The organism is Candidatus Planktophila versatilis (assembly GCF_002288265.1).
Taxonomy (GTDB): domain Bacteria; phylum Actinomycetota; class Actinomycetes; order Nanopelagicales; family Nanopelagicaceae; genus Planktophila; species Planktophila versatilis.
Genome location: NZ_CP016778.1, coordinates 421,583 through 439,380, shown reverse-complemented (window position 1 = coordinate 439,380; position 17,798 = coordinate 421,583). Strand labels below are relative to the sequence as shown.

Below are 17,798 nucleotides of genomic sequence, written 5' to 3'. Positions count from 1 at the left end.
GACATTTTGTACCGTAAGGACGCCCAAAAGCTACCTTATCCTTAAGGTATTCATAGGCTGCTGGCGAATTCTGATCCTTAGTCCAAATAAAAGTTGTAGGAATGTTTTGTGACGGATAGCAAATACCAGCGATTTTTTCTTCGGTTGTCGTGTCAATAGCTATGGATCTTGAAGTATAAGTTTCGTTGCTGCCAAGGCAAGGATTGCCCAGCAAAAAACCTCCATCCGACAGCTCCGAGCCGTTAGCAAAAGAATTAAATGCTCCCAGACTCGCAAAAGCCAAGATGGCCGCAGTAATAACTCTGTACTTTTTGCTAACCATGATAGGAACCTAAACCAGGAACTCCCATTTAGATAGGAGTTTTGAGAAATAATCCCTAATAGTTGATATTTAAAGCCAGTTAGCCTGGCCCTTTACCACTGCGTTAACAATTGCGCTTTACTCTTAATCCTCGGGACGAGTAAGACCGTTCTCTTTCCAGAAATTACGTCCTGGAATTCCCCACTCAAGGAAGAAATCTCCGACAGTTTTGCATAGCTCGCTATTCACACCGTTCACGGTCTCAATAATGGACTCCGAACGAGTGGCAGCATGTTCCATAAATCGCTTGAAATCTGCCGCATCTGCAAAGAGTGGATCTTCAGACTTTGGATTACGGATAGCTAATTGTTGATGGAGCGCTTCCCGAGCCTCTTCGCCTAAGAAGGTGATACGAGGTCCCTCGCTTGTCTCAAACTGGAGAACAAGTGGATCGCTATATGGATTTTCCACGATATTTCCATCGATATCTAATGAACCAGAATCCTTGACCTTAATCTTTTCCAGCTCTTCAAAATCAAGTCCGGTGCCAACAAGGCTGAGCATTAACAAACGCACAACCGGGTCAAAGTCACCCTTTTTGCTATTTGCAATATGTGGACGTGGCACGGTGGTGAACTGCTTTACCCAAGGAACATCTACTCCGTGAAATGCCCACCACAGCTTTGGTCCCAAGATTAGGGCCGCAAGTTGGACCGAAGTAAGGTCCTGGTGCAGCTGTAGATACTTCTGGTTCAGCAGCTCTGCTGTGAGTGGATCAGCTTGGCCAGCCTTGAGCGCTGCCTCTAAATCTCCATCGCAGACTTCGCGCGCGAATCGATCAAGAGTTGTCACTGCGCTGCGGATCCAAATATCTGGTTTTCTAGTGCGCTCAGCCAAAATACAGGCAACGCGCATAACAGATGGAATTTCTAACAGTGAGAGTTCGCGTCGATTCTTAAGGCTTCTGCGCGCTACTTCATCTGCTGATAAATACTCAATAACTGATTCGGCTGTTTCATAGCCAGGAAAATAAGTACTGCCGGTTTCATACCTTATAGCCATGGTGGTGCATCCTTTGCAATCTCAACCTCATTGACCTTGGCAGCAATATCTTTTGCAATAAAGTGATCGCGAATTTCAACTGTGGCGCGTGTGACGCCTTCAACTAGTTCTACGCGACGACGTATCTCTTTGCCGATTGAGATGGCGAAAGGGGAAGGGCAGAGAGGCGAGGTCAGGTGGTAACGGATAATCGCGTTACCACCCTCCCTCAGCTCTACTTCATCGATCATGCCTAGCTGAGCCATGGTCTTGCGGATTTCAGGATCGGGAACACTACCTGCCGCAGTACGAATTTCTTCTTCGATACTCATGGATGTTGTAGACATGACTTCTTTCTTTTCTTAGTAACTAACTTGGTCGCTTAAGAATTAAGCACCGACGTAGGAAGCCTTGTTCGCAAGGAATTCCTTACGACGTTGGCTAAATTCATCGTTCTCAATCTTCTTGAGCTTTGCATCGGTGTCAATGCCGTATAGACGTGCGACGTTTCCACCGATGATCTTTGCCTTGATTTCAGGAGTTAGCTGAACGCCAAACTCTTCAGCGATATCGTCTGGGATCTGGTATTCCATGAATTCATCAAGAATCCAGTGTGGGTACCAAATTGGGAAGTCTGTTCCCCAGATGATGCGGTCTTCGCCGAGCCAGAAGAGCAGGTTCGCCATCATTTCACCAAAGTAGCGTGGACGCTTGTGAATAAATGCGTTTGCTACTGCAAGTGATGCATACACGTTTGTTGAACGTGCAGCAATCCAGCAGAACTCATCCAAACGTGGAAGACCAATGTGATCCACAATGAAGTTAAGTTCTGGATAGAGTGATGATGGTTCGTCAATGTCATAGACGTCGAACTTCTCCATTGAAAGAGGCTCTACAGCAGGGCCCTTATGGAAGTGCATGTTCTTAACGCCCATTGCAATTGCTTCTTCGTAGCAAGGGAATACAGCTGGATCATTTGCTTTCCAACCGCGTGATTCTCCGCGCCATTCAGCGGTGTACCACTTGAAGCCCTTCATACCATCGCCTTCAACCTGCTCACGCATGTGACGAGTTGCGTTCTTATCGCGTGGATCTACTCCACCAAGACCGATAAGACGCTCTGGTGCGCGAGCAACCATCTCAGCATTGCGCTTTGAGTTTGTAAATCCTGTGTGATAGAAATCCATCAACACCTGTGTAGAAAGAATAGCCATATCCATTTCACCACGTACGAACATGTGGTGGAGATACCAATCTGGATCTACCTTACGGAACTCTTTATCAAAGTCCATTGTCCATTTTGGATCTGGTGGATTAAAACCAGTCTGAAATGCATAAAATGTTTCAGCGAAAGCTAAACCATATTCATTTTTAATGTTCTCTTTGCTGGCATCCCAGAAACCGGTATGCGCATCAAGAACGAATTTTCCATCCTTCATGTGTTCCCTTTCTTCTTGCACACGAAATGTGTTTGGGAAAATGTAAGTGATAGCGATGCTCTCCGCAAGGCGAAAATTAGGTGATTTGCAGCGCTCTATGGTATGGAATGTAACAATCTGGTAACGAAGAGTTAGGCTAAATGCCCATCTTGGTAGAGCCAGGATTTCTCGGAAGGAAGTTTCAAAAACAGGTTCTTGCCAGCAGGCAACCCTTCGCTGCGCGGGATCTTTACCGAGATTGGTGAGCCCCCAGAGACACATTTAAGGACTCGGACGCTGCCTAGGTCATCATGGCCTAGTAGCTCTGCCTCAATTACATTCTCGCCCGCACTCGTTACAAGTGAAACGTACTCAGGGCGAATTCCCACTTCAATGGCCTTGCCTGTGAACGCCGTGTGGGCAGAGCTGGTCTTTAACTTTGTCGAACCAAAGTAAATCTCACTTGATTTAGCTTCCACCGGCAAGAAATTCATGGCTGGTGAGCCGATGAAGTTACCGACATACTTTGAATTAGGCTTTTCAAATAGCTGCTCTGGGGTTCCACGCTGGATTACTTCACCAAAGCTCATGACCAGCAACTCATCAGCAAAGGTCATCGCCTCATACTGATCGTGGGTCACATAGATAACGGTCAAGTTATTGATCTTATTAATAGCCTTGATCTTCTTACGTAGCTCAAACTTAGATTGTGGGTCAATCACTGTGAGCGGTTCATCCATTAGTAGCGCACTCACGTCATCGCGGACCAAACCGCGACCCAGTGAGATCAACTGCTTCTCATCGGCGCCGAGCTTGACCGCTGAGCGTCCCAACTTATCTGTGATCTCTAGGATCTCAGCAATCTCATGCACTCGCGCCTTAATCTTCTCGGGCTTCCAGCCGCGGCAGACCAATGGGAATGAGAGATTTTCAAATACCGACATAGATCTGTAAATGGTTGGGAATTGAAAGACTTGCGCAATATTTCGTTGCGCCGTAGGAATATCAGTAACATCTTGATCATCGAAAAGTAAACGGCCCTGGTGCGGGGTTACCAGACCTGAGATGGTGTTAAGAATGGTGGTCTTGCCGCAGCCAGAAGGACCGAGGAGGGCATAGGTCTTACCGGACTCCCAGACCATATCAAGTGGCTTAAGTGCCCAGGTTGATTGATCCTTATCCTTATTATATGAATGCCCAATATTTGAGAGCGTAATTTTAGCCATCGTTACTCCCCTGCGCTATCTGGTGAGACACAGAGCGCCCCATTAGTTTCGAATAGGAATAAGCGGTTGCCCGGGAGTTCAATCGAGATTGATTCACCGACTTTTACGTCGTGGATACCTTCCATTTGAAGAACTACTTCACCGGCTGGCGTATCAACATAGACCAGGGTCTCAGAACCAGAGACTTCTACCAAGGAGATGGTTCCCTTTTCGCCACCCGATTTTGCACTGACAATGTCATTTGCCCGGATACCAACTTGATAATGACCTTCTTTAAAGTTCTTCATCTTCGCCGGAATTGGTTGCGAATAACCATCACCAAAACGAATTTCTCCGGCAGAGAGTGAGACTGGCAAGATGCTCATCGGAGGATCGCTGATTACACGCGCCACTGTGGTCGACTGTGGCTGCTCATAGACCTCTGTTGGGCTGCCGTATTGAATGATTCGACCCTCGTGCATCACCAAGATCTCAGCGCCGAGAATGAGCGCCTCCGGAGGTTCGGTCGTGGCATAGATTGTTACGGCATCTTTTTGAGAATTAAATATTTCCTTAAATTCAACTCGAAGTTGTTCGCGTAGCTTGTAGTCGAGGTTCATCAGTGGCTCATCAAGTAACATGATGTGAGATTGACGAGAAAGGGAACGAGCTAGCGCCACCCGCTGCTGCTGACCACCTGATAGTTGTGCTGGTTTGCGATCAAGGTAGTCACTGAGCCCAACTTTATTGATCGAAGCAAGTGCGACTTCGCGCGCCTCTGACTTCTTAAGCCCTTTACGAAGTAACGGGAACTCAACATTTTGCAGAACTGACTTGTTGGGATAGTTAATAAACTGCTGATAGACCACGGCAACATCGCGTTCCCAGATTGGCTTATCCTCAAAATCTTCACCATTCATGGTGATTTGACCGCTATCGATAGGCAAAAGCCCAGCGATGGCGCGCATTAGCGAGGTCTTGCCCGATGTAGTACGTCCAATCAGGATATAGATACGGCCAGGCTTAAATTCAAAGGAGATATCGTCCAGGATCACGCCTTCTTTTTCGGTAGTTACCGAGACGTTTTTAAGTATTAAAGACACTTGATACCTTTCATCGAACAGCTCCGCCAAGGTTTCCACGAGATAAGAATCGTTCAATCACAAAGGCTAACCCGACCAACGGAATAATTGAGAAGACAGTAGAGGCGGCCAGGATCCAATAAGGCGTCACAGTGCCGTTCAGGGCGATGACAGCAACTGGCAAGGTAAGCACCTTTGTTGCGGTCAGTGTGAGTGCGAAGAAGATATCGTTCCAGCCAAAGATGACGCAGAACATGCCAGCGACAGTCAGACCTGGCTTTGATAGCGGCAGGATGGTTCTAAAGAAAGCTTGGATTGGATTACATCCTTCTAACATCGCCATCTCATCGATTTCGCGTGGAAGTGCGTTAAAGAAATCAACCATCAACCAGACCACAATCGGCATCAAGCCAGAAGTAAGAACCAGGATTAATCCGAGGTGGGTATCAAGTAGCTTAAGCTCTTTGAGCAAGAGGAAGAATGGAATAGCGAGAACTACCGGCGGCATGATGCGCTGGGAGACGAAGAAGAAGATGATGTCAGCGTTGCTGTAGTTCTTCCAGCCGTAGGTGAAGCGAGAGAGTCCGTAGGCGGCCAATGATCCGAAGATCAGTGAGATTGCAGTAGCACCTGCGGTGACGATAAAGCTGTTTAACGTTGGTGTCAGCAGATTTGTCAGTGAATCTGGACCAGGAAGGATTGCTTTCCAACCAATCAGACTTGGTTGAAACTCCAAGAATGGAATAAAGGTTGCGCCATTTACTACGGCAGACTCTGGCTTAAAGCTAGTCGTAATCGCCCACATGATTGGGAAGAGAACGAAGAGGCTCCAGATAGTGATGAAGGTTGCCTTTAAGACTTTATACATCAGTTAGATCCCCCGAGGCTTCGATAGACGGGCAAAGACTTTTCCGATAATAGTCAGCGTCAAGATTGCGAGAATCAAATACATCAGTGCCAGGGTGGAACCGTAGGCAATCTGGAAATCCTGCAAGCTGCGCTGGAAGATATAGGCCGCTGGTGTTTCAGTTGCATTTCCAGGACCACCTCGCGTCATAGTAAAGACGGAGTCGAAGATCTTTGAGGCATCAATTAAACGAATCATGATTGCACCAATACTGATTGGCGCCATCATTGGGAAAGTTACCCGCGCAAATGTCTTCCACGCACTAGCGCCATCAATCGCCGCTGCCATAAATGGTTCTTTCGGCAAGCTAAGAAGTCCGGCCAAAAGAATCAAGAACATAAATGGAGTCCACTGCCAGACTTCGACGATAGTGATTGCAATGTTCGCGGGTCCACTTTCGGTGAGCCAGTTAACTGGACTGAGGCCAACACGGGTGAGAAGTCCATTGAGTGCACCAATATCTTCGGTGAAGATCGAACGCCAGATGATTGCCATAAGTGATGGTGTTGTCATCATTGGAACCAACCAGAGAACTCGGTAGAAGCGGCGCGCTGCTATTCCTTTCCAAGCGAAGAGCGCGATGGCAAAGCCGAGGACATACTGAATTGCTACCGTTAAAAATGAGAGATAGAAAAGTCTAAGTAGTGAGCCCCAATAACGGGTGTCACGGACCATCTCGCCCCAGTTTTCCCCGCCAATAAAATTAAGTCCAGATTGGGAAACGTTCCAGCTTGAAAAAGTCACACGAATCGTGAAGAGAAGCGGGAAGATAATAATTGCGATAAGCAAGAGCAAGCCTGGAAGAAGAAAGAACCGTGGGTAACCTTTTTTCACTGAGATCCTGCTCCACTTCTGCCCGCTAATTAAGGGGCAATAAAACCATTACCCGGGTCATTATGCAAAACTCATGGGTGTCGCGCGGCCAAAAAATCTGACCGCGCGACACCTTCGAACGAGTTACTTACTTGATGTTATCTTCAAGCGCAATTACGTTCTGGTATGCAGACTTCACCTTAGTGATACCTACACGCTTTGTAATTGCATTCCACTCTTTAGCAGCCTCATCGAGTGCCTTTTGTGGTGTTGCTTGACCTGCAAGGGCCTTTGCAACTGCATTTTCCATAGCTGTCATGTAGTCAGAAACGCCAGGAACGCGGAGGTCGAACACACGGTTGGTGTTCTTCTCGTAGTTCTGCATTGTTCCGAGCCATGAATCTACTGCTGGCTTGCCCCAGTTCATTTCCTTTACCCAGAAGTCAGATGTGAAGTCTTCTGTACGTGAAGGGTTTACGCCCATGTCACCGATGGTGAGATCGAGCTTGTGGTTCGCCTTATTTGCCCAGAAGCAGAGGTAATCAAATGCCATCGCCTTTGAAGGTGATGCAGCTGTTACTGCTGATGACCAACCCCATGCGATGTATGGCGCGTAGTTGACTCCACCCTTAGGTGTATCCCACTTCTTTGTCACACGGTTCCAGACTTTTTCAGCTCCTGGAAGAGGTGCAGCCTTTACCTTGTTCTTGATTGGGCTTGTTGGCTCATTTGACTTTGACCATGCATCATCCCATGTGTAAGAAAGAAGTGAATCTCCACGTCCAAAGGATTCAATTTCCTTTGAAAGGTCGAAGTTCTTTCCACCGACTGGCATGAACTTGGTTGCTTCAACGAAGTCAGTTAGACCAGCAACGAAGCCTGGGTTGTTGACCTGTGGAACCATGTTTTCATCGAACCAGAATCCACCCTTAACGTTTGGATTCTTTGCATATGGTGCAACGCGGTCGATAAATGCACCGAACATGAGGCCACCCTTTTGAGTGATTTCTGTTGTTCCAGTGAACTTAACTCCTGCTGGCTGACCTGCTGCCTTGTAGCCATTGAATGTCTTTGCGTGAAGGTTGTATTCCTTCCATGTCTTTGGAACTGCAAGCTCTTTGCCAGTCTTTGACTTGTAGAAAGCCTTGGCTGCTGCATTCTCGTAGACATCTGTACGGTACTTGAGGAAGTGACGATCAGCGTCGATACCGAAGAGCTTGGTCTCGCCATCCCACTTGTAAAGTTCCTTGTAAAGAGGTGTAAGGGTTGCAAGTGAACCTTTGCCCTTGGTTACTGAATCTGGAACCTTTGCGTAGTAAGAGTGGAAATCACCAATCTGGTATGAACCATTGAATACAACGTCGTACTGGTTTGTATCTGTCTGGTATGAACGAAGCTGCTTAGCGTAGAGGTCACCGAATGAGACGTGCTCAACTTCAACTTTTCCACCTGTTAGCTCTTCGAACTGCTTAGCGTGAAGCGCTGTTGGCTTACCCATGTTAGGGATCGCGTGAGTGAGGACACGAAGAGTCTTACCTGAGTAATCCTTCTTTGATGTCTCATACCAAGAGCAAGCGTCATCTCCATCAGCTGTGGTTGCAACATTTGCGTACTCAGCACCGTATGCCTTGTATGAAACTTCTTGGCCTGGTGTACGAGTAAGAGTGCCACCTGCTGATGCAGGTGCAATTACTACTACTGATGCAGCAAGCGCAATTGGAAGCGCTACGGCAAGTAGAGTCTTTACTTTCTTTGTGAACATAAAATTCCTTTCAGGAATATTTCTTGAGAGTGTTGTTTAAAACTCATCTGAAGATAATCAGATGAAATTTCGCTTCCAAGTTTCACAAGCTTCTCCCCGAGATTTCCCCCGAAGTTCCCTCGCAACTTTTGCAGCATCCGAATATTACGCAGAATTCATATTTTGGGTAGTTTGAAATCGTGAGGAATGATCATCGGCTATCACCCTGTAACGCTTGTGCAGTGGCCTTTATAACGGTTTGGTAACACGATTTCTATAACAATTTGATAACACGGCAGCTTGCGCTAGGGAACGAGGATGAGCTTGCCGCTGGTCTTGCCGCTAGCTAAATCATCATGCGCCTTATGCGCATCGCCCAGGGCGTAGCGCTTATCGATGCGCACCGTTAACTTGCCTTTGAGTAATAAATCAAAGATCGCATCGCAGCGCCCCTTAAATTCGGCGGCATCTGCCACGTAATGGGCAAGTGTTGGCCTGGTAAGAAAGAGAGAGCCAGAAGAATTCAATCGCATAATTTCAAATGGTGGAACCGCGCCACTTGCTGCGCCAAAGAGCACCATCATGCCCCGAGGCTTGAGACAGAGAAGTGATTGATCAAAAGTTTTCGCACCCACTCCGTCATAGACAACATCTACTCCGCGGCCACCGGTAATTTTCTTTACTTCTTCCACGAAATCTTCTTTGTCATAGCGAATCACATGTTGCACACCTAGTGCTCGAACAGTTGCTTCCTTAGCTTCGGTGGATGTCGTACCAATGACGGTTCCACCTTTAAGAAGAATTAGTTGTGCAATCAAACTTCCGGTGCCGCCTGCGGCAGCATGCACAAGTGCGATATCCCCTGCCTTAATTTCATAAGTGGAGTTGGTGAGGTAATGGCCAGTAATTCCCTGCAACATAAATGCTGCAACCTCTTCTAACTCAAGGCCCTGCGGAACGATTGCCGCTTTTGCCTCTTCCACAATTGCAAATTCGGCGTAACTTCCCAGCGCCCAGGTCCAGGCCACGCGATCGCCAACTTTGATTGTCTTAACATCGCTACCCACCGCTTCGACAACTCCAGCGCCTTCCATGCCTGGGGTATATGGCGTAGTCATGCCATAAACGGGATTTCCATTGCGTTGATAGATATCTACGAAATTAACACCAGCGGCTGCCACCTTCACCAATAGCTGGGTCCCTGCAGGGGTAGCGATAGGTGCATCTACCAATTGCAAAGTCTCGGAGCCACCGAACTGCGCGATTTCAATCTTTTTCACTGGCAGTTCATCTCCTTCGATGAGGTGGTCTTCCGAGACTTTACAAGGTATTACTTAGAACTTCTTTAGGGTTTCTTAACTTTGATATTAAGGAACCAGAATTGCGCGACCCTTAACCTTGCCAGCGTTGAGATCATGTAGCGCCTGATCGGCATCCTTTAGCGCATACTCCACGGTGGAGAGGTGAACTAATCCACGCTCAGCCAAGGACATGAGCTCGTTGAGATCTGCCCATGTTCCCACCAAGTTACCGACGATATTGCGCTCAGTTGTAATGAGATCGAGCGCTGAAATCTGGATATCTTCACCGTAACCAACGATGTAGTAGTTACCAAGTGCGCGAGTCATTGCTAGACCCTTCTTGATTGAACCCTTCTCACCCACGAAGTCGATTACCGCTTCCGCGCCGAAGCCCTTTGTCAGCTGCAGAACAGCTTCCACTTCATTGCCATCAGCCTTAATGACGTGATCGGCCCCGCTCTCTTTCGCCAACTTAAGCGCCATATCTGACATGTCGACCACAATAATTTCAGCTGCGCACATTGCCTTCAGGCATTGAATTCCAATGTGGCCAAGTCCACCTGCACCAATTGCAACCACAAACTGACCTGGTAACAGGGTGCGAGATGCTTTCTTAGCAACGTGATAAGCGGTAAGTCCAGCATCGGCATAGGCAGCAACTGCCTTAGGGGCGAGTGATTTAGGGAGTGCAACAATGTTACGAACGCTGGTGACTAGTGCTTCGGCGTAGCCACCGTTCTCACTTACTCCCGGAAAAGTTCCAGTGCCGTGCATATCTTCACCGCGGCGGTGCTCAATTTCAAAACCAGAAGATAGACGTGGGTGCAAAATTACTGGATCACCTTTTTTAAGGCCAACAACTTCGGAACCAACTTCTTCCACCCAGCCAGCGTTCTCATGGCCCATGATGTATGGAAGTAGGGTCTTGCCATCTGGATCCATACGTGAACGCCATTGACCTTCAATCACGTGCAAGTCGGTGCGGCAAACGCCGGCGCCACCAATCTTTACCAGCACATCTGTTGGCTTAGTAATCTTTGGATCTGGAACATCCTCATATGTGACCCAGTTACTTGCAGTAAGAGACTCGTCGTATTTATGAAGTACTGATGCTTTCATTGTTCCTTTTCCTTTTCCTAAAAGTTTTCCCGCCGTGGGGACGCAAATGTAGGCTCCGCGCGAAGAAATTTCAAGCGGTGACGCCTTTTGCGCTAGAGCGTAAGCAGTGTCAGCGCTGCAATAGCGCTGTCGTATCCCTTATCTTCTTTGCTGCCTGGGCGCCCCGAGCGCGCAATAGCTTGCTCGAGGTTTTCACACATGAGCACACCGTAACCAATCGGCTTTGACCATTTTAATTGCACATCAATCACACCTTGGGTGACACCTTGGCAGACATAATCAAAGTGTGGGGTTTCACCTTTGAGTACTAGCCCCACCGCAACCACTGCGTCATAACCTTTTTCAAACATCTTCTGGGCGGCCAACGGAATCTCAAAAGAACCTGGGACATAGATGGTCTTAATCTTCTTCACCTGGGCCGCTTCCAGCGCACGTGTGGCACCGGCGACTAGATCACTACAAATATCTAGATGCCAGGAGGAAGAGATGATTGCCACCTTTGCCTTGGGTAGTTGCGGAACTGTGATTGCAGGTGCGTTACCGGCCATTTATTTACTCCCTTGGGTGCGCCTATGTCCAAGGCGATCACGCTTAGTAGATAGGTACTTCTCGTTGTATTCATTACTTTCAATGGCAAGGGAGACCTGCTCGCAGGTGATTCCACATTCTGTGACCGCAGCTATCTTCTCTGGGTTATTAGTCAGTAACTTCACTGAGTTCACCTTGAGGTTTTTTAAGATGGCTATTGCCTCAGACCAATCACGAGAATCGATGACATGGCCCAGCTCCAAATTGGCATCGACTGTGTCCAGCCCCTGATCTTGCAAGGTATAGGACTTAAGTTTTTCAGTCAGCCCAATGCCGCGACCTTCGTGATCGCGCATATAGATAATGTATCCGCAGCCATAGGCTTCAATGGCAGCAATTGCAGCATCAAGCTGTTGTCCACAATCACAGCGCTGTGAGTGCACCACATCGCCGGTGAAGCATTCCGAGTGAATGCGCACCATCGGCACTTTATCTTCTCGGCCATAGCGCATCACTACTTGTTCGCGGTGCTTCAGTGATGGATAAGTTGCAATATCCCACTCAGCGTTTCGCAACTGAACCTTGACCCACTCAAAATCATAAGCCGGATAGTTCACCAGCGTTGGAACATGTTCTAACTTGATCTGATATTCATAGATATCGGCAATTGAAACGATTGGAATTTGGTGCTCGTGTGCAAAATCAAGTAGCTCTTGGCCGCGCGCCATCGAACCATCTGCTGCCACAATCTCTGAGAGCAGCGCCGCCGGATAAGAACCGGTGAGTTCGGCAAGTGCCACACCGGCTTCAGTATGTCCCTTGCGTGCAGCTAGCCCTTGACCGTTAGCAATCAGTGGAAAAATATGTCCGGGGCGAATGAAATCTGTTGGTAGTGATCTGGCGCTACCCAGTGCGCGAATTGTTGCGGTGCGCTCTTGTGCGCTGACTCCAGTAGTGATTCCTTGGGCCAGATCAACTGAGACGGTAAAGGCGGTCTTTCGCACATCTTGGTTCTGTTCGACCATATAAGGAAGGTGCAAACGACGTGCTTGCTCGCTCGTAATTGCAACACAGAGAATGCCGGTTGTATGGCGCACCATGAAGGCAGTTTTCTCAGCCGTTGCATACTCGGCCAACATAATGAGGTCGCCCTCATTTTCGCGCTCGTGATCATCTACAACAATGATCATCTCACCACGTCTAAATCGATCTAGGCTATCGGCAAAGTTAATTTCCACCGGCAACACCTTTCTTCAGTAGTCGCTCGACATACTTGGCCAGAACATCTACCTCCACGTTCACAAGTCCGCCAGCTTTCTTTGCGGACAAGTTTGTCTTGGCTAGCGTCTCTGGAATCAGCCAGACGCTCACACTATTAGTGGCATCATCAAGTGCGCCCACCGTCAGTGACACACCATCGAGTGTGATCGAGCCTTGGGCAACTACATACTTCATTAATGCTGCTGGCACCGTGAGATCTAACTGCGCCCATTTTTCACCGGGAGTCAGCGCAACAACTGTGGCCACACCATCGACATGCCCCTGCACAATATGTCCACCCATGCGCATATCAAGCTTTGCCGCCAGCTCTAGGTTCACAGGTGAACCCACTTCTAATTCAGACAGTGATGTCAGCTTAAGCGTCTGCACCATGACATCTGCGGTGAAGCTATCACCGGTAATTGAAGAAGCGGTCAGACACACACCATTTACGGCAATTGAGTCGCCAAGGCCAAGGCCGGCTACCGACTGTGGTGCGGTGATAGTAAAGACGGCTGAGCTTTCACCGCGAGTAATGCCTTGCACGGTGCCAAGTTCTGTAATAAGACCAGTAAACATTTAGCGCCCCTTCACAATTCGGTAATGGGATTTGGTATCGCTACCAAATTGCGCAGCTGAGATCAGCTCCAAGCCAATGTGATCTGCCAGCGTGGAAATACCGAGATGGCTGACAAATTCTTTACCCGCGCCAAGTAGCTTTGGTGCCTGATAGATAATGAGTTCATCGATATTTCCAGTTGCCATCAGGGCAGAGCCCAGTGTGGGACCTGCTTCAACTAATACTTGGTTAAATCCTTCATCGCTTAACACCTTCATCAGCTCTGGAATCGACTTTGATTTCACAGTAATGGTGCGAGCTTGATCATCAAAAACATTGTGGGTAGGTGGCACCACTTGTTCTCCGCACACAATGCGAACTGGACGAGCAGCATGGCCGCGAGGTACTAAATGAGGGTTATCAATGATTGCGGTATTTGTTCCAATCACAATGGCATCAGATTGCGCGCGTAGCACCTGCACGTCATCCCTAGATTCGGACCCACTAATCCATTGCGAAGTTCCATCACTTGCCGCTACTTTGCTATCAAGTGTCATAGCAACTTTCCAGATCATCAGCGGGCGACCTAGTAGCTGCTTAGTCAGCCATGCTCGTTGGATGAATTCCAGTTCGGCACTCTTCTGATGTTCCACCGTGATGCCGGCAGCGGTGAGAAGTTGCGCTCCCCCAGCGGCAATCGGGTTGGGATCAGTAATGGCATAAGTAACTTGTGAGATTCCGGCATCAATAATTGCTTGCGCACAGGGCGGAGTTGTTCCGGTATGAGCACATGGTTCAAGTGAGATAACCATCGTGGCACCGCGCGCTGCAGCCCCTGCTTTTTTGAGTGCAACAACTTCGGCGTGATCGGCAGATTGCGCGCGGTTATGAAAACCATCGGCGATAAGTTTTCCGCCGGCGCTATAGATAGCAGCTGCAACATTTGGGTTGGGGTATGTGCCACCCAAGCCGGCACGGCTGAGCGAGCATAGATGCGCGTAGGCGTCATCGATAAACATGGTGCACCGATTCCGCTGTTATCTCTCATCCGGACTTTAACCGTCGGTCTCAGAGTTTCACTGAGTCAACCGCCCACTGGATGTGTGCGGGTCGCGGACTATAACCGCCGGTTCGAAATTACATCGACCCCGATAACAACACCGTAATTCTAGCGCCTTTCGACTTTTACACAGAACCCCAGGAATCCACAGACCCCTGGGGAACCGCGTTTGCTCGAGCCACAAATCACTACCTTGCGCACGCTTCAACTTCTTTCGCTCTGTTCGGATCCGTCATTTATGACTTCCCCAACAGAGTTTCCCGCGATGAGCGGGTGAGAAAGGAGGTTCTATGAAAGTAATTGAACTGCTCTCGGTGCTGATTGCGGCTTGCGATCTGATGCTCCAATTATTGGAATATCAGAGGGCTCGACGTGACGGCGACGAGCTCTTCGATACTTCGTAGTCCGAAGCCGAAGAGCCGCTTTGGATATTTTCCTTAGCGGTTTCTTCGTTTCTCATAGTAAGACTGTAAGAGAGATTGATGAATTATCTGGTGAAGAAGAATTGGGTTTTCAAAGAGAAATCCCCCAACTTGTAATCAAGTCGAGGGATTTTCTTACTCTGCGTAATGCAAAAGCCCCGCTGATTTCTCAACGGGGCCTTTGAACGGGGTTGGACAAGAATTAACTGCAACCAGATGTGTTTCCGCATCCTTCGCATACAAAGCAAGCACCTGACATACGCATCTTGACACCACATGTCATACATAGCGGTGCATCAGATTTGATTCCCATTGACTCTAGGAGATCAGATGATGAACCGATAGTTGATGCAAGTGGTTGTGCTGGTGCTGCTTCAATCTTTACCGCTACCGGCTTTGGCGCTTCAGCTTTTACAGCCGCAGGAGCCGCCACAGCCGCAGGTGCTTTTGGGGTATCAGCACTCGCAATTGGTGCGTATTCGCCACCGTTATCAAGGGCTGCTGCCCGCTCTGATGCGGTGTAGAGACCCATTGCTGAACGTTGTTCAAATGGCAGGTAATCAAGTGCCAAGCGACGGAAGATGTAATCCATCATGGATTGCGCCATGCGAATATCTGCATCATCTGTCATGCCTGCTGGCTCGAAGCGAAGGTTGGTGAACTTCTCAACGAATGTCTCTAATGGAACTCCGTATTGAAGTCCGATAGATACTGCGATTGAGAAAGCATCCATGACGCCGGCAAGAGTTGATCCTTGCTTGCCAAGCTTTAAGAAGACTTCACCAAGTGCGCCATCAGCGTATGCACCAGCGGTCATGTAACCCTCGGCGCCTCCGACTGAGAACGATGTTGTTGTAGATGGACGTGACTTAGGAAGACGCTTACGAACTGGTTCAGCAATTGCTTCTATCGGTGCATCCTTCTTCTTCGCCTTGCCATCAGAAAGTGGCTGACCGACTTTGCAGTTATCGCGATAGACCGCGAGTGCTTTAATGCCCATCTTCCATGCTTGGAAGTGAACTTCTTCCACTTCTTCCACAGTTGCTTCCTCTGGCAGGTTCACTGTCTTTGAGATAGCACCTGATAGGAATGGCTGGCAGGCAGCCATCATGCGCACGTGGCCCATTGGCGCAATTGAGCGCGCACCAAGTGCGCAGTCAAATACTTCATAGTGCTCCGGCTTAAGTCCTGGTGCATCAATGACGTGACCATTTGCAGCAATGAATTCAACGATCGCTTCGCTGGTCTCATCTGTGTAGCCAAGCTTGCGAAGTGCTGCTGGAACGGTCTGGTTCACAATCTGCATGGAACCGCCGCCAACTAGCTTCTTAAACTTCACTAGTGAGAAGTCAGGTTCGATACCTGTTGTATCGCAATCCATCATCAGACCAATTGTTCCAGTTGGTGCTAGAACTGAGATCTGCGCATTGCGCCATCCGTTCTTATCACCGGTTGCAAGACATGCATCCCATGCTTTGTTCGCTTCGGTCCAGACATCGATATCAAGAGTTGTCTCTTGCTTAGCTGCAGATGATGCTGCAGCATGCTTGCGCATGACGCGAGTGTGGGCAGATGCATTACGGGCAAAGCCATCGTATGGCCCAACAATGCCAGCAAGTTCTGCTGAGCGCTTGTATGTGATGCCAGTTAGAAGTGAAGTGATGGAACCAGCAAGTGCGCGGCCACCTTCTGAGTCATAGGCAAGACCTGATGCCATAAGGAGTGCACCAAGGTTTGCATAACCGATTCCGAGCTGGCGATATGCGCGAGTGGTCTCACCAATTGGCGCTGTTGGGAAATCTGCGAAACAAATTGAGATATCCATCGCAGTGATGATCATCTCGGAAGCTTTTCCAAATGTCTTGGCATCAAATGAACCATCTGATTTCAGGAACTTCATCAAGTTAAGTGAAGCCAAGTTACATGATGAGTTATCTAGTGACATGTACTCAGAGCAAGGGTTTGACGCGTTAATGCGCCCTGTCTCTGGGTTGGTATGCCAATCATTGATGGTGTCATCAAATTGAATTCCCGGATCAGCACATGCCCATGCTGCTTCGGCAATCTTGGTAAAGAGTGCGCGCGCATCTACGGTTTCAATGACTTCACCAGTTGAGCGGCCAACTAAACCAAACTGCTCGCCCTTTTCTACTGCGCTCATGAATTTATCGGAAAGGCGCACTGAGTTATTTGCATTCTGATATTGAACAGAGATGATGTCTTTTCCACCCAAGTCCATATCAAAGCCAGCATCGCGCAGGGCGCGAATCTTCTGCTCCTCTGAAACCTTGGTCTCGATAAATTCTTCGATATCTGGGTGATCCACATCTAGGACAACCATCTTGGCCGCGCGACGGGTGGCGCCACCAGACTTGATTGTTCCAGCTGAGGCATCAGCACCGCGCATAAATGAGACGGGACCAGATGCGGTTCCACCTGACTTAAGTAATTCCTTTGATGAACGAATACGGGAAAGGTTAAGACCAGCACCAGAGCCACCCTTAAAGATCATTCCTTCTTCGCGATACCAGTTAAGAATTGATTCCATCGTGTCATCAACAGACAAGATAAAGCAGGCAGAAACTTGCTGCGGGGAGGCAGTTCCTACGTTAAACCAGACTGGGGAGTTAAATGAGAAGATCTGATGCAAGAGCATGTAGGTAAGTTCGTGCTCGAAAATTGTTGCATCTTTCTCAGTTGCAAAGTATCCATACTCTTTTCCAGCTTTTGTATATGTTAAAACTACGCGATCAATAACTTGCTTAAGAGACCATTCACGATTCTCAGCACCGACTGCTCCGCGGAAGTACTTGGTCGTTACGATAGTTGAAGCATTTACTGACCAAAAGTCTGCAAACTCAACACCGCGTTGTTCGAAAACAACTTCGCCTGTCTTCCAATTCTGTTGCACAACATCGCGGCGATCCCATGTGACCTGGTCATATGGGTGAAGGCCTTCTGTTGTGTAAATACGATCGATAGTAAGACCTTTGCCTGTCTTAAACTTCGATGCTGGTCGGTTGATGACCGTCTCTGACATG

Annotated in this window: 15 protein-coding genes and 1 riboswitch; all 15 genes read right to left on the bottom strand. The window is 48.4% G+C overall.

Annotation, left to right across the window (positions count from 1 at the left end; all coding sequences use genetic code 11):
* Positions 1–445 precede the first annotated feature (445 nt).
* The gene (locus A1sIIB76_RS02280) at positions 446–1,363 is read right to left on the bottom strand and encodes a hypothetical protein (protein WP_095674622.1); all 918 of its coding nucleotides are present in this window, start codon (positions 1,361–1,363) and stop codon (positions 446–448) included.
* Positions 1,354–1,689 carry a metal-sulfur cluster assembly factor gene (locus A1sIIB76_RS02275; RefSeq protein ID WP_095693484.1) on the bottom strand — a complete coding sequence of 112 codons (336 nt, stop codon included), beginning with the start codon at positions 1,687–1,689 and terminating at the stop codon, positions 1,354–1,356. Before A1sIIB76_RS02275 ends, A1sIIB76_RS02280 begins: the two co-directional genes overlap by 10 nt.
* Positions 1,690–1,731: 42 nt before the next feature.
* Entirely contained in the window at positions 1,732–2,781 is a 1,050-nt protein-coding gene (locus A1sIIB76_RS02270) for an amidohydrolase family protein (protein ID WP_095696907.1), read from the bottom strand.
* Positions 2,782–2,912: 131 nt separating this feature from the next.
* Positions 2,913–3,986, bottom strand: coding sequence for an ABC transporter ATP-binding protein (locus tag A1sIIB76_RS02265; RefSeq protein WP_095696906.1), 1,074 nt, complete (start codon positions 3,984–3,986; stop codon positions 2,913–2,915).
* 2 nt (positions 3,987–3,988) lie between these two features.
* The gene (locus A1sIIB76_RS02260; RefSeq protein ID WP_223298183.1) at positions 3,989–5,068 is read right to left on the bottom strand and encodes an ABC transporter ATP-binding protein; all 1,080 of its coding nucleotides are present in this window, start codon (positions 5,066–5,068) and stop codon (positions 3,989–3,991) included.
* A 10-nt stretch (positions 5,069–5,078) separates the two neighbouring features.
* Entirely contained in the window at positions 5,079–5,915 is an 837-nt protein-coding gene (locus A1sIIB76_RS02255) for a carbohydrate ABC transporter permease (RefSeq protein ID WP_095674618.1), read from the bottom strand.
* A gap of 3 nt (positions 5,916–5,918) precedes the next feature.
* Positions 5,919–6,788 carry a carbohydrate ABC transporter permease gene (locus A1sIIB76_RS02250; RefSeq protein ID WP_095674617.1) on the bottom strand — a complete coding sequence of 290 codons (870 nt, stop codon included), beginning with the start codon at positions 6,786–6,788 and terminating at the stop codon, positions 5,919–5,921.
* A gap of 127 nt (positions 6,789–6,915) precedes the next feature.
* Positions 6,916–8,529, bottom strand: coding sequence for an ABC transporter substrate-binding protein (locus tag A1sIIB76_RS02245; protein WP_095674616.1), 1,614 nt, complete (start codon positions 8,527–8,529; stop codon positions 6,916–6,918).
* 284 nt (positions 8,530–8,813) lie between these two features.
* On the bottom strand, positions 8,814–9,788 hold the full coding sequence (locus tag A1sIIB76_RS02240; protein ID WP_095696905.1) for a quinone oxidoreductase family protein: 975 nt from the start codon (positions 9,786–9,788) through the stop codon (positions 8,814–8,816).
* 87 nt (positions 9,789–9,875) lie between these two features.
* Entirely contained in the window at positions 9,876–10,928 is a 1,053-nt protein-coding gene (locus tag A1sIIB76_RS02235; protein WP_095674614.1) for an NAD(P)-dependent alcohol dehydrogenase, read from the bottom strand.
* 92 nt (positions 10,929–11,020) lie between these two features.
* Entirely contained in the window at positions 11,021–11,476 is a 456-nt protein-coding gene (ribH, locus tag A1sIIB76_RS02230; RefSeq protein ID WP_095696904.1) for a 6,7-dimethyl-8-ribityllumazine synthase, read from the bottom strand.
* Complete coding sequence (gene ribB / locus A1sIIB76_RS02225) at positions 11,477–12,694, bottom strand: 3,4-dihydroxy-2-butanone-4-phosphate synthase (RefSeq protein WP_223298790.1); 1,218 nt, start codon at positions 12,692–12,694, stop codon at positions 11,477–11,479.
* A complete protein-coding gene (locus tag A1sIIB76_RS02220; RefSeq protein ID WP_095696903.1) occupies positions 12,684–13,295 on the bottom strand; it encodes a riboflavin synthase in 612 nt (203 codons plus the stop codon). Before A1sIIB76_RS02220 ends, ribB begins: the two co-directional genes overlap by 11 nt.
* Positions 13,296–14,294 (bottom strand): bifunctional diaminohydroxyphosphoribosylaminopyrimidine deaminase/5-amino-6-(5-phosphoribosylamino)uracil reductase RibD, encoded by a 999-nt coding sequence (ribD, locus tag A1sIIB76_RS02215; RefSeq protein ID WP_095696902.1) that lies wholly within the window; start codon positions 14,292–14,294, stop codon positions 13,296–13,298.
* 13 nt (positions 14,295–14,307) lie between these two features.
* A riboswitch (FMN riboswitch) is annotated at positions 14,308–14,435 on the bottom strand.
* A 524-nt stretch (positions 14,436–14,959) separates the two neighbouring features.
* Positions 14,960–17,797, bottom strand: a complete 2,838-nt coding sequence (locus tag A1sIIB76_RS02210) for a vitamin B12-dependent ribonucleotide reductase (RefSeq protein ID WP_095696901.1) — start codon at positions 17,795–17,797, stop codon at positions 14,960–14,962.
* Between the last annotated feature and the right edge of the window lies 1 nt (position 17,798).

Coding starts and splice junctions, on each gene's coding strand:
- A1sIIB76_RS02210 (WP_095696901.1), bottom strand. CDS start 17,797: ATGTCAGAGACGGTCATCAACCGACCAGCATCGAAGTTTAAGACAGGC.
- A1sIIB76_RS02245 (WP_095674616.1), bottom strand. CDS start 8,529: ATGTTCACAAAGAAAGTAAAGACTCTACTTGCCGTAGCGCTTCCAATT.
- A1sIIB76_RS02275 (WP_095693484.1), bottom strand. CDS start 1,689: ATGTCTACAACATCCATGAGTATCGAAGAAGAAATTCGTACTGCGGCA.
- A1sIIB76_RS02280 (WP_095674622.1), bottom strand. CDS start 1,363: ATGGCTATAAGGTATGAAACCGGCAGTACTTATTTTCCTGGCTATGAA.
- A1sIIB76_RS02265 (WP_095696906.1), bottom strand. CDS start 3,986: ATGGCTAAAATTACGCTCTCAAATATTGGGCATTCATATAATAAGGAT.
- ribD (WP_095696902.1), bottom strand. CDS start 14,294: ATGTTTATCGATGACGCCTACGCGCATCTATGCTCGCTCAGCCGTGCC.
- ribH (WP_095696904.1), bottom strand. CDS start 11,476: ATGGCCGGTAACGCACCTGCAATCACAGTTCCGCAACTACCCAAGGCA.
- A1sIIB76_RS02235 (WP_095674614.1), bottom strand. CDS start 10,928: ATGAAAGCATCAGTACTTCATAAATACGACGAGTCTCTTACTGCAAGT.
- A1sIIB76_RS02270 (WP_095696907.1), bottom strand. CDS start 2,781: ATGAAGGATGGAAAATTCGTTCTTGATGCGCATACCGGTTTCTGGGAT.
- A1sIIB76_RS02220 (WP_095696903.1), bottom strand. CDS start 13,295: ATGTTTACTGGTCTTATTACAGAACTTGGCACCGTGCAAGGCATTACT.
- A1sIIB76_RS02255 (WP_095674618.1), bottom strand. CDS start 5,915: ATGTATAAAGTCTTAAAGGCAACCTTCATCACTATCTGGAGCCTCTTC.